A 12,990-nucleotide genomic window follows, 5' to 3' on the forward strand; every position below is an offset into this window, starting at 1 on the left:
GCGGAGTAGGTGCTCGCCGGATCGAGCCGCCGGATCGAGGCGCGTGCCCCGGGCTGCGTGCCCCGGCAACCCGGTGGCGTGCGGTCAGTCCGGCGGGATCGCCGCGGCCAACCGCAAGGCCGTCCGCGGCGCCCCTACGGCGGCTCCGCCGAGCGAACGGTCCTGCGGCGATCACTCGCCCGGTCACGGTTCGACCGGTCGGCGGCAAGGGTCCGGGGCTGCTCGAAGGGTCACCCCGGGAACGGGGTGTGCGGACGCTACCGTCCGGTGTAGGTGAACTCGTCGTCCGGGCTGGTGGGAGAGGTGGCCTTGCCGACCGTCACGGTGATGTTCACCGTCTGTTGGACGTCGACTTGACCGGGCGCGGTTGCGGTCATCTGGCCGGTGGAGACGAACTTGGATTCGGCTACCTTGTCCTTGAAGTGCACGGTGGCGCCATTGGCGAAGCCCTCGCCGTTGATGGTGACCGGGGTGCCGACCTTTCCACTGGTCGGGCTGACCGAACTGACCACTACAGGTGCGGGTCCGCCATAGGCGAACTGCGACATCGCGATGGCCGGGGAGGTGCCGAGGGTGTTGGTGACGCGGACGTGGACGACGCCTGTTCCGTTGGGGACCTTGGCGGTGATCTTGAGACCGGAGGAGTCGATGGTGGGCGGCTCGGTGCAGGCGAAGCGGCCGAAGTCGACCATGCTGTCCTGACTGAAACCCGTGCCGTTGATGGTCACCGTGGCGCCTGCTGCGCCGAAGGTGGGACTCAGGTTGGTCACCACCGGCGGGGAAGGCACGTCAGGCGCCCCCACCAGGTCCAGGTAGGTGGAGTTGGCGTGCTGGTAGGCGACCTGGCCGAGGAAGTCCTGGGTGGTCTTGTGGATCAGCTTCTCGGAAAAGCTCGTGTATCCGGTGTTCATCAGGCAGAGCGTGCCGGGCTGGACGTAGACGTTGCCGTTGGTGCGCCTGGCGATCTTCCCGATGAGTAGCTTCACTTCTTCGGTCGCCTGCGGTCCCGGGCTCGGGTACCAGCCGGTGGTGGTGTCGAGATCGGCCCACGCGTGCGGTACCAGGTCGTAGGCGTTGTTCTGGCGCTCGTCGATGACCCACGGAATGGAGTCGAAGTAGTCGACGAAGCTCTGCACGCCGGCGGTGGGAGCGGCATAGGTCATCACCCCGAACTTCGGCTGTTTCGGCCAGCTCTGTGCCTGCAGGTACGGCGCGAGCATGCTGGCGATGCAACCGCCCAGGCTGTGGCCGGTCAGATAGACGGTCGGCTGCGGCGAGGAGGGCGCCGCCTTGAGCGCGACGGAGAGCGCCTGAGCGAGCGTGACGTTCGGGGAGGGAGAAGCGATCGAGCGGGCGGTGACCACTCGTGTGAACGCATCCTTTGCCCCCTTGGAAACGTAGATGGGCGTCGGCGATCCGCTTTCGGGGAACGGGACGACCGTGCCGACATCGAGGTCTTCGAGGATGTCGGTCCAATCGGCGTCCGTTCCGCGAGCGACCACGGCGAACGCGTTCGAGCCGTCGGTGCTCCGTGCGAGGTAGGCCATATTGGCGTTGGCTTCGCTCAGGGCCAGCCACACCAGTTCCCACGAGCCCTGCGTCGCAAGGGTGGGATCGCTCAGTTGCGCGTCGATGCCGGTGATGATTCGTGTGGTCTGCTGCTCCAGGGTTTCCCCGGACGGACGCGGGGTGGCCCCGGTGGCTGCAAGGGCAGCGAGGGTCATGGTCACCTGGGCGATTGTCGGGTCGGGCGCCATCGTCGTTCCTGCTCCTCGGATGTTTTGCCGGTGCGGAGGCGGGACGGCCTTTCGGCAGCATCAGGGCAGATGTGTGCCGAACCGACCGCCGGAGTGGATCGCACACAATCAGACCTCCCCTCGGCGTGGTCCGGTGCTTTTCCTGCCTTCAGGCTGACCAGGTTCACCTCGTTGGCGGTTCGTCATGCGTGTGTGCGGTTCGCCGAGTCAGGTGCGCAGCACGGGCGCCAGAGCTGCGGTGTCCGCGGGCGGGCGGGCCCGGGGCGGCGGCCCAGGCGACGATGCCGTTGGGGCGGATGACGCGGCCGACAGATCGCCGCGGTCGGCAGGGGTGGGCCGCCACGGTCGGCAGGCGGTCCCGCCGCCGGCCGCACCGGCTATTGCTCTTGGGCAGCAGCGGCTCCAACGCTTCCCATTCTTCGTTGGTCAGGGTCAGGTCACCCATGCTGAGCACGGGCCGGCCAACGAGTCAGCTGATCGAGCAGATGCTCCCAGCCGGAAAATCGAATGCGTCCTGGCCTGGCTGATCCTTACGCTGAAGTGATGGACTCTGTGCAGGTCAGGCCGATGCAAGAGGACGATCTCCCTTCGGCGGAGCGGGCTTCAGCGGTGACGTTCTCCGAGGCGGAGCGAGCGACCAGACGGGTCAGCGATCCGGAGGCCGAGCCGCGGTCGGCGGCCGCCTCGAAGCAGTGGATCGACCGGATGCGCTTCTATCTGAGCGTTGACCCGGGTGGGTGCTGGGTCGCGGTCGACGAGGACGCAGGCGCCGGCGGAGCGGTGGGATTCGCCATCTCGCAGAACCGCGGCGGTCTGTGGTTCCTCGCCACGTACGGAGTGCTGCCCAGCTATCAAGGACAGGGACTCGGCAAGCGGCTGTTGGACGCAGCACTCGCCCACGCTGACGGGCGCCCCGGCATCTTCTCGTCCAGCGTCCATCCCGGTGCCACACGTCGCTATCGGATGGCGGACTTCTCGCTCCACCCGCAGATGCGGATGGCCGGCACCGGGGGAGGGTGGAGACGCCGTGTGATCGCCGGGCTCAGGGCGGGAGACAGTGCCGACCGTTGCTGGAGGGATGAGCTGGACCAGGACCTGCGTGTTGCGGGCCACGGTCCGGACCACGGCTACATGCTCGACACCCTGCGGCTGGTCGTGTGCCGGGACATCGCGAGACCGGGATATGCCTACCTCGACGACCGGGGACGAGCGTCACTGCTGGCCGCCTCGGACCCGGAGACCGCGCAGAAACTGCTGTGGGAAGCCCTGGCCTCGTCACAGGGAACAACCTTGGTCAACTGCATCACCACCCCCAACGAATGGGCGATCGATGTCGGTCTGGCCGCACGTTTCGACATCGGCCAGGAAGGCTATATCGCTGTGCGTGGCATGCCTGTTCCGGCGCCCTACCTCGCCAGCGGGCACTTTCTCTGACCCGCCGGGACACGCCAATCCCAGTAATGTCGGCCGGCCTCCTCATCTGGGCCGCTCGTGATCGGAGAGACACTGCCTGGCCCGGAGTCAGGTTGAGCTGCTGGAGGGCGCGCGCTGCCGGGGTACCAAGTGGAGGACCGTCAAGAACCGCTGGCTTGGTCCGCAGGGTTGGGGTGCTCTACGGGCAGGCGGAGGCCCGGCGGGTCGCCGGCTCGGCTCGTCCGGTGGCTGTCGTCTACAGGCTCAGCAGCAGGTCCCGGACCGCGGCAGGCTGGGACAGGAAGGGGTGGTGGCCGGCGTCGAGCTCGACGACGCTGCCGGCCCGGCGGGCGAACTCGCGCTGCCGCCGAGGCGGGGTGCCCCGGTCCTGGGCGCAGATGAGGTACGTCGAGGGCAGCTGCTGCCATGCGGCCGCCCCGACCGGCTGCTCGGTCACCTGCACGCTCTGAGGGGCGAGGTGGTCCGCCGCCTGTGACTGGACCTCGGGGTCGCAGTCCTGGAGGAACGTGTCCACGAGTAGGTCGGGGCGGACCACGAAGGTGCCGGCGTCGGGGTCGACGTCGAGGAACGGGGCGGGGCCGCCGTCCCCGAACTCCGACAGGCTCTGCCCGACCTCGGGCAGGTAGCTGGAGACCAGCAGCAGGTGGCGCACCGATCCGATGCCCGCAGCGGCCTCCGCGGAGACGATACCGCCGTAGCTGTGGGCGACCACGACGGTCGGTTCGTCGCCGGCCTGGAGTACCTGCCGCACCGCGGCAACATCCTCGGGCAGCCCCGGACCGCCGACGCCGCCGGGCAGGCCCGCCTCGCCGCAGCTCGGCAGCGCGGGAGCCACGCTCGGCACCCCCCGCTCCTGCAGCAGCTCGGCGGTGCGGTGCCACCACCACGACCCGTCCCGCACGCACGCACCGTGCACGAACACGACTCTCATCGCCACCTCCAAGCCGGCCTCGACTGCCAGCCGGCCGGCTTCCGCTTGAGTGGACGCCGACCCGGCGACGGTGGCCATGGTTCGCGCTGCCACTCCCGACCTCCCCGAGGATCCCTCCAGCGAGCAGGTCGCCGCGTGGGTGGAACTCGCCGAGCTGGTCGGCGACGAGGACTTCCGGGCCCGGATGCGCCGCACGGCCACGGGCCAGGCCGCCGGGCGCAGGCCCGACATCGAGAACGATGCCGGAGAGGAACTGATGGAGTTCACCCGTCAGAAGGTAGCCGAGGCCATGGAGTCGGACATCGATCCGCTCAGCGACAGGGCCGCACCCATCATCAACGACCTCGTACACCGCTTCGCCGAGATATTCGCGCGCACCCCTGACACGGAATTCCGGGACTGGATGGCGCGATGGTTCGAAGCAGCGCATGATCCCCGAGTGGACCAATACTGGCGGCTGGTGTGGATCGTCAACGGCTGGAAGGTAGTACCGAACCTGATCCCGGTATACCCCTGGCTCATCCAGGCTCTGCGACATGATTGTGACGCATAGTTACCGTAGTGGGACTCTAGGCCCGGATGGACGACGAGTTGAGGCTTTCGCCGTGGCTGGCGCTGTGAGGGTCTACCGTCGGGATCATGCCCACGATCAGTGACGCCGAGCTGATCACGCGTCCTGCCACTCCGGTTCCTCCTCGGCCTCGAACCGTCGCATTCCCGTGTGGGCTGTAGTGTGGGATGCACCCATTTCGGCCGCGACGTCCGCGGCGCGGGGACGGCCGGAGAGAACACGTTCGACCAATAGCCACCTGCCGTGAATGGTCAGCCGCGCATTACGGTGGGACACGAAGACCTCCGTGCGCTGCAGTGCTGGACAGCTGCACCGCACCGGAGGTCTTCGCCATGTTCAAGACTCAGCGGGTGTTGACAATGCTTGTGATCAATACGCCTACCGGCCCAGTACACCGCCGTACTCGACCGCACCATTGAGCCTCAGACCGGCAGGGGTCACCGAGGTGATCAGGGGCGGGGTTCCATCCTCACGGGAGGGGTGGAACCAGACGCCGCCCGACTTGCTGTTCTCGCCGGGGGCACCGATTGCGATGTCCGGGTAGTTGTCGCCGTTGTAATCCCCGGTCGAGACGGCCGCGCCGAAGAGGTCGCCCGCCTCCGCGGTGCCGGGCACGCCCGCCGAGTCCTGGCTGAAGGCGGGGCCGGTCATCACACCGGTGTGGCTCGCGGCGAGCCACAGGTACGAGCCCGCGTTCGTCTTCGAGCCGATGGCTTCGTGGCCGACACCGACGATGAGTTCATCGATGTTGTCCCGGTCGAGATTGGCCACCGACAGGGACGCGCCGAAGTCGTCCTCGACCTCGGCAGTACCGCCGACATACGGCGAGGACTGCGTGGTGCACGCGACGTTGCCGCCCAGGGTGGTGCCCTCCTCGCCGTAGACCACGGCGATCGCACCGCCGAGGCGGTCCTCGCAAAAGGTGCCGTCGGCCTCCGGGTTGGGCTGGACCAGGCCGATGGCCAGGTCCGAGGTGTGGTCCCCGTCGAAGTCGCCGGTGGCGATCGCGCTGCCGTAGTCGCTGGTGCTCCACGTGGTCGACCAGGCGCCCGAGGTCCGGCTGTAGACACGGGTACCGGAGCTTTCCACGCCCTTGAAGGTGACCGCCAGGTCGTCCGTGCCGTTGCCGTCGAAGTCACCGGCGGCCAGGGCGCGGGCGCCACCGAAGGCGTACCCGTCGATGAGCTGGGTGCTGGTCGGCGAGCCAGAGGTGAACGGGCCCGGACGCATCCGTGCGCTACCACCCTCCTCACCGGAGGCGGTCAAGGCCAGGTCCTGGTCACCGTCGTGATCGAAGTCGCCGGCCGCGATCTTCCCGCCGAGCCGGGACAGCTCCGAGTCGCCCTTGGCGGCGGTGAGGCCGCCCTTGGTGAAACCGGACGCGGAACCCCACACGACCGTGACGGTGCCGTGGTGCTCGGTGCTGGAGCTGGTGAGGGACTCACCTGAGGCCGAGAGGGCCAGGTCGGCGTAGCCGTCGCCGTTGAGGTCGGCGACGGCGACCGCCGTACCGAACAGGTCGCCCGCCTCAGAGGTGCCCGGCACCCCGGCGGAGGACTGGCTGATGACGGTGGACTTGGCTGGCCCGTTCGCGCTGCCCCACAGCACATTCACGTACCCGGCTTTGGCCTTGCCGTCGACGGTCGCCTTCGGCATGCCGATCGCAACGTCCTCATAGCCGTCGCCGTTGAAGTCGGCACGTGTGGTCGTGGTGGCCGAGGCGGACCCCGCGAGCGGCAGGGTCAGTCCCGCGGCGGCCAGGCCCGTCACGGTAGCGATCGCTGCCATGGTTCTTACGCGCAAAGTGTCTCCCAGAAGTGCGAGGGAATCGATCGTTCCGGCATGTGACAGACGGGCCATACAGAAGGTTGCTCCTGAGTGGATTACAAGTAGGTAACTGCGTTCGAGGTCGATGCCATGGCGTGCCGGACCTGCCCCTGATCACCGAGAAGCAGCCGCTTGGGTATGACGCTTGCCCTCGGTGCTTGAGATCGTTAAAGCGCCTGGAATCCTCGCAGTAGCCTGCTGAAAAGAGCGGTGAGCAGACCACGGTCGCGCTGGACGCGGTGGCTCAGGAGGTCCGGCGCATGCTGGGTCGAGGTCGAGGTCGAGGCCGAGGCCGAGGCCGCGGGGCGGACCCCAAGGGGCCCGGATGACGACCGGCCGTCCGGGCCCTCGTGCATCCGGCGTCGGTGCCAAAGCCGGTGGAGCGTTTAACCCGGCGGAGGGGAATCGGGCGCGGCCGAGCGGCTGCAGCCTTCTCCCGACCAGCTGGACAAGGCGGGTCGGAGTGGAGCGGAAGCTGAGAGAGCGCTGTGTGCGGCCGCTTCTCATGGCGCTCATCGCCCAGGGGGACAAGGTGAGTTGGGGCAGAATGGATGGCCGTGCCGCGATCGCGGCGTGGGCCGGGTTGCTCAGACCCATCTCCCGAGGGAAGGACGGAACGGCGATATGACGACGACAGCGCTTGATGACGTGTCCACCGACGACGACCGCGTGCGCGGCTCGGGCACCATCGGCTCGGGTCGCGGTTTCGCGCTGCTCCTGGTGATCACCGGCGCCCTGGGCATCCTCGCGGCCTGGGTCATCACCCTGGACAAGTTCGAGCTGCTGAGGGACCCGAACTTCAAGCCGGCCTGTACGTTCAACCTGATCTTTTCCTGCACCAACGTCATGGAGAGCGAGCAGGCTCAGGTCTTCGGCTTCCCGAACCCGATGGCCGGGCTGGTCGGCTTCGGCGTGGTCGTCGCGATCGGTGTGGCTCTGCTGGCAGGTGCCCGATTGCGCCGCTGGTACTGGGCCGGGCTGAACATCGGCACCGGGCTCGCAGCGGTCTTCTGCATGTGGCTGATGGTCCAGTCGCTGTACCACATCAACGCGCTGTGCCTGTGGTGCATGCTGACCTGGTGCGTCACCGTCCTGATGTTCTGGTACACCACCGTGCACAACCTCAAGCACGGCATCATCACGGCCCCCGAGGGGCTGCGCCGTACGGTTCTGGAGTTCCACTGGGTGGTGCCGGTGCTCTGGGGCGGTGTGATCGCGCTGTTGATCCTCACCCGGTGGTGGACATCGGTCTGGAGCAATCTCTTCTAAGGGGGTCGGCCGTAACTGTCTTTGGCATGAGGGTGGTTGGAAAGGACTGACTGGATCCTGGGGACCACCGGTGGGAGGCAGGGGCCCGCTGATATGTTGCGCCGATGTCAGCGATCAAGAAGTTCCAAGTCACCTTTGACTGCGCAGAACCTGAGCGCCTCGCTCGTTTCTGGTGCGAGGTATTGGGGTACGTCGTACCGCCGCCACCGGAGGGGTTTGCCACTTGGGACGATTTCAAGTGCTCGCAGCCACCTGAGCAGCGGGATTCATGGTTCGCCTGCAGTGATCCCTCAGGTGTGGGCCCGCGACTGTACTTCCAGCGGGTCCCCGAAGGGAAGGCCGCCAAGAACCGGGTGCATCTTGATGTGCGGGTCGGCACCGGACTCGTGGGGAAGGAGCGTCTCGCCGCACTTGAGGCCGAATGTGCACGGCTGGTTCCGCTCGGCGCGGTACACGTGCAGACGCTGTATGACGGCACTGATTCGTGCATCCCGATGCTGGACATCGAGGGCAACGAGTTCTGTATCGACTGAGCATGCTCCGAGCCGGCGGGGTGGGGAGCCGGGCCTCCCTTGGACCTCTTTGGGCCTGTACGGGGCGGGAGTTATCCAGCGAGGGCGAGGTTGTGCAGCAGCCGGGCGAGGCCGTCGTGACGGCTTATGACGTCAGCTCCGCCATGACAGAGGCCTGGGGACTTGCGTTGGGATCACCGGGCTCATCAGAGGGAGATGCCTGCGATGGAGTCCGGCCTGGTGGATGGCGGTTGCGGTCTTCTCGTAGCGGGTGGCGATTCCTCGCCGCTGTTTGAGGCGGTTGATGCACCGCTCGACGGTGTTGCGCGGCTTGTATGTCTCGCGGTCGAAAGCCGGTGGCCTGCCGCCCTGGCTACCTCGTCACAGCCGGCGCCCACGTTCGTCCGCCGGTACCGGGATCACCGCCCGGCTGCCGCGCTTGCGCAGGTGGTCGCGGATCGCGCGTGAGACGAGTACGCCTTGTCCGCCACGACCATGTCCGGGGCCGTGGCCTTCCGCGGCGGGGGGAAACGCAAGCAGGCCCTCACGTCGGTGAAAAGCGGGTGCGTCACCGGCCTGACCGGCAGTGAGAACGGAGGCGAGGGGGAAAGGCGGCCGACGTCCGCAGCCAGGTGGGCCTTCGTGCTCAGCCCGCCTCGGGACCGGCCGATGGCGTGTTCGGCCGGCTCTCCGGCCGGGCCCCCTTTTGCAGGTCCGGCCGCGTGCTGGTGAGCCCGCACGATCGTGGAGTCCACCGACACGGCCCAGGTCAGGTCCTCATCGGCGTCGGCCTGGGCCATCAGCGCGGTGAAGACACGCTCCCAGGTGCCGTCGAGGGCCCACATCCACAGCCGGTTATAGAGGCCCCGCCAGTTGCCGTATACCTCCGGCAGGTGGACCCACCTCGTTCCGGTCTGGAACTTGAAGGCGATCGCGTCGATCACCTCCCGGTGGTCACGCCAGCGTCCACCTCACTTCGGTGTCCGGTCCGGGAGCAACGGCTCGATTCGTGCCCACTGCACATCAGTTAACGGCATGCCCAGACCAACCACCGGCTGATCCAATCGAAACTGTCTAGTCGCCGGTCGTGCCGTCGAGCAACTCGCGCAGGATGTCCAGGTGGCCGTTGTGACGGGCTGTCTCCTCGGTGAGGTGGAGGAGGATCCAGCGCAGGTCGACGTGGAGGCCGTTGCGGACGGCCTTCTGGGCCTGATTGTCCAGGCCATTCCCGGTGACCAGTTCGCGGTAGCCGGCGCTCTGTTCGGCGTATTCGTCGAGCAACTGCGTGAGCGGGAAGTCGACGGCGATACGCATCTCGCGGTCGGGGTCGTCCTCGGTCCAGGGGCCCCGGTCTTCCTCGCCTAGGAAGACCACCTGGAACCAGTAGTACTCGACCCAGCGGAGGTGGTTGATCACTCCGCTTATGGTCATCAGCGGGGAGCCCGGCAGGAGCGCCTTGCGAGCGTTCTCCGCGGAGACCCCCTCGCACTTGGCTCGGGCGGTGTCACGTGCGTAATCGAGAAACGTGGTGAGCTGGCTGCGCTCGTCCCACGCGGTCGGCGTGTCGTCGATTCTGGTCATCGCGCGAAGCGTCCCCGATCAACACGGGCGATGTCGAGGTATTTATCGACGGGCCCAACCTGCCCCACCTAGCTCCTTGTCCGGCGGGTCGCTACAGCGATTCAGCGCCGGTGGGCCACCCGGAATGATCCGCCGGGCAGGTCCTTAGGGACGGCTGCGCGGGGGCGTACGACGCATTCTCGCTGCTGGAGCGCCGATGTAGTATGATCATGATGCAACTTCGGTCCTCGGGCCGGAACCGCGCGTCTGTGGTCCAAGGAAAGACGTCCACCAGCCGGTGGGAGATGCAGGTGCAAGGCCTGCCGGGCGCTCTGCCAAGGGGCCCTTCCTGGTTAAGGAAGGGCCCCTTTTTTGCATGGGTGGCCCGCTCGCCGGGTGCCGCGGACCAAGCACCGCGGGCGCGGAAAGCATCCGCCGGCGTTGGGCTACCGCCTGGTCCGCGTCTTGCCAGAGGGATACCGTCGCGCGTTTCGTGAAGAGCGCGGATGCACAAGTCCGCCCGGTTCAGAGCGGCACCTCGTCATCGAGACCCGGCGTGAGCGCTGCGTGGGCGCGGTCGCGGCCGACGAGCGCTCGTGGCCGGTGAGGCATCGGCTGCGCGTGCGGCGTTCGAGGCTATCCAGGGCGGATCGGACGGTCCATCAGGTGACGTTATGCCGTCCGGCCAGGGCTCTTGCCGAGAGGCCTTCCGTCTCAGCGCCCTTCCGGATGCGTCAGTAAAGCTCTCCCTCTCTTGTCGACCTTCTTGGGAGGTGCGGAGGCCAGGCCCGGCTTGCGGTGTCGGTGAAGCGAACGCGTATGGGTCGGGAAGCCCCGCCAACTCCCGCCAACTCCCGTGAACTCCTGGGAACTTCACCCACCCGCCAGTAGCATCCGCCCGCCAGTAGCACGTCGCCCAAGCAGTCATCCTCGAAAGGGGCTCCTGCATGCGCTTGACCTCCCGCGTCGCGCCCGCCGTCCTCGCCGTGGCCGCCCTCTTGCTCGGCGTCCTCCCTGCGCAGGCCCAGGCCCACCCCGACCGCGCCCTCGACCGCACCCCCGACCGGGTCACGGTCGGTGACCGCACCTACATCGCCGACGGCCGAGGCCGCACTCTCCAGTGGCGCGGCTTCAACCTCGCCGACAAGAGCAGCCGAGGCGCCAACGCGTTCGCCGACATCCACAAGAGCGACCTCGAAGACATGGCCGCCCGGGGGTTCAACCTCGCGCGCCTCGCGTTCTTCTGGGACGACCTCGAACCCACCCCCGGGCACTACGACCGCGGCTACCTCACCAAGATGCGCCGCATCCTCGACTGGGCCAACCGCTACCACATCAAGGTCATGCTCGACGCCCACCAGGACGTATACGGCCCCCACTTCGGCTCCCGCGGCGTCCCCGACTGGGCCACCCGCGACGAGGGGTTACCGTTCTGGCCGATACCCGACGACTGGTTCTCCGAGTACTTCGAGCCATCCGTACAGACCGCCTTTGACCACCTGTACAAGGATGCCGACCTCCGCGCCGCGCACGCTCGCATGTGGATGACGGTCGCCTCCGCCCTGGGCAGGCACCCGGCGCTGCTCGGCTACGACCTGATGAATGAGCCGTTCGCGAAGTTCCTCGAAGGCGAAGACCTCCCCGCCGCCGCGGCCCGCTTCGAGGCCACCGAGCTCACCGAGCTGTGGAACCGCCTCGCCCGGGCGATCCGCCTGGTCGACCACAGGTCGTGGGTATTCGTCGAACCGACCGTCATCGTCGGTATCGGCGTCCCGACCCGGATGGGCCACATCGACGACCCGCACGCCGGCTACGCGCCGCACTTCTACGAGACCGGAATGGAAACCGGCGCCGACTACGACCCCAATGGCACCTTCATCCCCGCCTACGAGGCCGCGATCAGCGACTACCCGACACGTCACCGCATGCCGGTGATCGTGGGGGAGTGGGGCGGCAACCCCTACGTTCCGCACGCAAGCCAGTTCGTCACCGACATGACGGCCTCCCTCGACCGCTTCTCCAGTGGCTGGACATGGTGGCAGTGGTGCCGGGGCGGCGGCTACTGCTTCCTCGACCAGACGGGCGCCGCGAAGCCCAACGCCCAGCTGCTCGTCCAGCCGTACGCGCGGGCCGTCGCGGGCGACCCGCTCAAGTTCGCGTACGACCCGGCTACACGCACCTACACGCTCACCTTCCGCACCCGCGACCACGCACAGGGGCCCACCCAGATCACCGTGCCCAGGGACACCTACCCAGGCGGGTACCGCGTTGATATCCAAGGCAGCAAGGCGAGTTGGGATGACCACGGCCAGACCGTCAGCGTGAGCACCCATGGCAGGGCGGGAGCCACCTACAGGGTCACGATCAGCCCGAGGTAGCCAGCCGATTCGCTGGGGGATGCGGCCCGCGGCCCCCGCATCAACTGAAGGAAATTTCTCCACATCACTGCGGGCGAGCACCTGCCGCCGGAGCCGGTGACACCACCTCCTTCAGGCCATGCGATCGACGTTCACCTCACACGTCAGAGGGATGCCCAGGTCGACTCGGTGGCCTTGCTGGAAACACAGGTCGGCACTGAGACAACCTGTGTGACCAGCCTTCCGGCCTCGCGGGCGCGCGAGGGGGTTGGGCAGCGGCTGGACCAGGCCCCGCGCCGAAGTCTTCCTCTACGTCGTCAGCCCCGCCGGCCTGAGATCGCCCGCCGGACGCCCTGGGGGTCGGCGGCGTGTGGCGCGCCCAGCAGTGGGTCTCGCAGGCGCAGTGGGCCACCGTCGTGTCCGTCGCCCGGCCGAGGGAGCAGATCGTAAGCGTCCCACCGTCCACCCCGTGCTGTTCGTCGGCGGCGGGCCCGCGGTGGCGGCGCCGCCCTTAACGGCAGGGCTGGCGCTGCCGCAACGGTTGTTAGTGAGGCGTTACCGGTGCACTAGCGATCTCCGTGAGAGTCATGTGCGTCCAAGGGCGTGGGTGGAGGCCGCTGAAGCCGTCAGCCTTCTGCCCGCCCATTGAACGGGGGAGCACGACATGCAGAAGATGACGCCGAACAACCCCGTCGGCGCCTCCGACATCCCCTATCTCACCGACGACCACATCAAGTTGACGCTGAAGAACCTGCGCGCGGCGTGGCTGGAG

General features: G+C 67.7%; 9 protein-coding genes and 2 pseudogenes. 5 read left to right on the top strand and 6 right to left on the bottom strand.

The window, feature by feature from the left end; all coding sequences use genetic code 11:
• Positions 1-257 precede the first annotated feature (257 nt).
• A complete protein-coding gene (locus ACZ4XD_RS34355; protein ID WP_468048855.1) occupies positions 258-1,724 on the bottom strand; it encodes an IPT/TIG domain-containing protein in 1,467 nt (488 codons plus the stop codon).
• 576 nt (positions 1,725-2,300) lie between these two features.
• Here ACZ4XD_RS34355 and ACZ4XD_RS34360 point away from each other — a divergent pair.
• Complete coding sequence (locus tag ACZ4XD_RS34360; RefSeq protein WP_468048831.1) at positions 2,301-3,191, top strand: GNAT family N-acetyltransferase; 891 nt, start codon at positions 2,301-2,303, stop codon at positions 3,189-3,191.
• Between the two features lie 235 nt (positions 3,192-3,426).
• Here ACZ4XD_RS34360 and ACZ4XD_RS34365 read toward each other — a convergent pair whose 3' ends face one another.
• Entirely contained in the window at positions 3,427-4,122 is a 696-nt protein-coding gene (locus tag ACZ4XD_RS34365; RefSeq protein WP_468048835.1) for an alpha/beta hydrolase, read from the bottom strand.
• Positions 4,123-4,171: 49 nt separating this feature from the next.
• Between ACZ4XD_RS34365 and ACZ4XD_RS34370 the strand changes: the two genes are divergently transcribed.
• The gene (locus tag ACZ4XD_RS34370; protein ID WP_468048837.1) at positions 4,172-4,675 is read left to right on the top strand and encodes a hypothetical protein; all 504 of its coding nucleotides are present in this window, start codon (positions 4,172-4,174) and stop codon (positions 4,673-4,675) included.
• A gap of 135 nt (positions 4,676-4,810) precedes the next feature.
• Here ACZ4XD_RS34370 and ACZ4XD_RS34375 read toward each other — a convergent pair.
• Together ACZ4XD_RS34375 and ACZ4XD_RS34380 are read right to left on the bottom strand one after the other, a co-directional pair.
• Positions 4,811-4,969, bottom strand: a pseudogene (locus ACZ4XD_RS34375) (IS481 family transposase); the annotation flags it as partial.
• 102 nt (positions 4,970-5,071) lie between these two features.
• Positions 5,072-6,481: an FG-GAP-like repeat-containing protein gene (locus ACZ4XD_RS34380; RefSeq protein WP_468048839.1), complete on the bottom strand. Its 1,410-nt coding sequence runs from the start codon at positions 6,479-6,481 to the stop codon at positions 5,072-5,074.
• A gap of 663 nt (positions 6,482-7,144) precedes the next feature.
• On the opposite strand from ACZ4XD_RS34380, the gene ACZ4XD_RS34385 reads away from it, so the two are divergent.
• On the top strand, positions 7,145-7,789 hold the full coding sequence (locus ACZ4XD_RS34385; protein ID WP_468048841.1) for a vitamin K epoxide reductase family protein: 645 nt from the start codon (positions 7,145-7,147) through the stop codon (positions 7,787-7,789).
• A gap of 104 nt (positions 7,790-7,893) precedes the next feature.
• Positions 7,894-8,322 carry a VOC family protein gene (locus ACZ4XD_RS34390; protein WP_468048843.1) on the top strand — a complete coding sequence of 143 codons (429 nt, stop codon included), beginning with the start codon at positions 7,894-7,896 and terminating at the stop codon, positions 8,320-8,322.
• 132 nt (positions 8,323-8,454) lie between these two features.
• Here the strand turns inward: ACZ4XD_RS34390 and ACZ4XD_RS34395 are convergent.
• Together ACZ4XD_RS34395 and ACZ4XD_RS34400 are read right to left on the bottom strand one after the other, a co-directional pair.
• A pseudogene (locus ACZ4XD_RS34395) lies at positions 8,455-9,353 on the bottom strand (IS5 family transposase).
• Positions 9,354-9,375: 22 nt separating this feature from the next.
• Positions 9,376-9,882, bottom strand: coding sequence for a DinB family protein (locus ACZ4XD_RS34400; RefSeq protein WP_468048846.1), 507 nt, complete (start codon positions 9,880-9,882; stop codon positions 9,376-9,378).
• 926 nt (positions 9,883-10,808) lie between these two features.
• Here ACZ4XD_RS34400 and ACZ4XD_RS34405 point away from each other — a divergent pair.
• Positions 10,809-12,239 carry a cellulase family glycosylhydrolase gene (locus tag ACZ4XD_RS34405; RefSeq protein ID WP_468048848.1) on the top strand — a complete coding sequence of 477 codons (1,431 nt, stop codon included), beginning with the start codon at positions 10,809-10,811 and terminating at the stop codon, positions 12,237-12,239.
• The last annotated feature ends 751 nt before the right edge of the window (positions 12,240-12,990 follow it).

The sequence above is a fragment of the Streptomyces sp. NPDC029466 genome (assembly GCF_055574515.1).

Excerpts from the sequence above, each read along its gene's own strand:
- ACZ4XD_RS34355 (WP_468048855.1), bottom strand. The coding sequence starts at position 1,724 with ATGACCCTCGCTGCCCTTGCAGCCACCGGGGCCACCCCGCGTCCGTCC.
- ACZ4XD_RS34360 (WP_468048831.1), top strand. The coding sequence starts at position 2,301 with ATGGACTCTGTGCAGGTCAGGCCGATGCAAGAGGACGATCTCCCTTCG.
- ACZ4XD_RS34365 (WP_468048835.1), bottom strand. The coding sequence starts at position 4,122 with ATGAGAGTCGTGTTCGTGCACGGTGCGTGCGTGCGGGACGGGTCGTGG.
- ACZ4XD_RS34380 (WP_468048839.1), bottom strand. The coding sequence starts at position 6,481 with ATGGCAGCGATCGCTACCGTGACGGGCCTGGCCGCCGCGGGACTGACC.
- ACZ4XD_RS34385 (WP_468048841.1), top strand. The coding sequence starts at position 7,145 with ATGACGACGACAGCGCTTGATGACGTGTCCACCGACGACGACCGCGTG.
- ACZ4XD_RS34390 (WP_468048843.1), top strand. The coding sequence starts at position 7,894 with ATGTCAGCGATCAAGAAGTTCCAAGTCACCTTTGACTGCGCAGAACCT.
- ACZ4XD_RS34400 (WP_468048846.1), bottom strand. The coding sequence starts at position 9,882 with ATGACCAGAATCGACGACACGCCGACCGCGTGGGACGAGCGCAGCCAG.
- ACZ4XD_RS34405 (WP_468048848.1), top strand. The coding sequence starts at position 10,809 with ATGCGCTTGACCTCCCGCGTCGCGCCCGCCGTCCTCGCCGTGGCCGCC.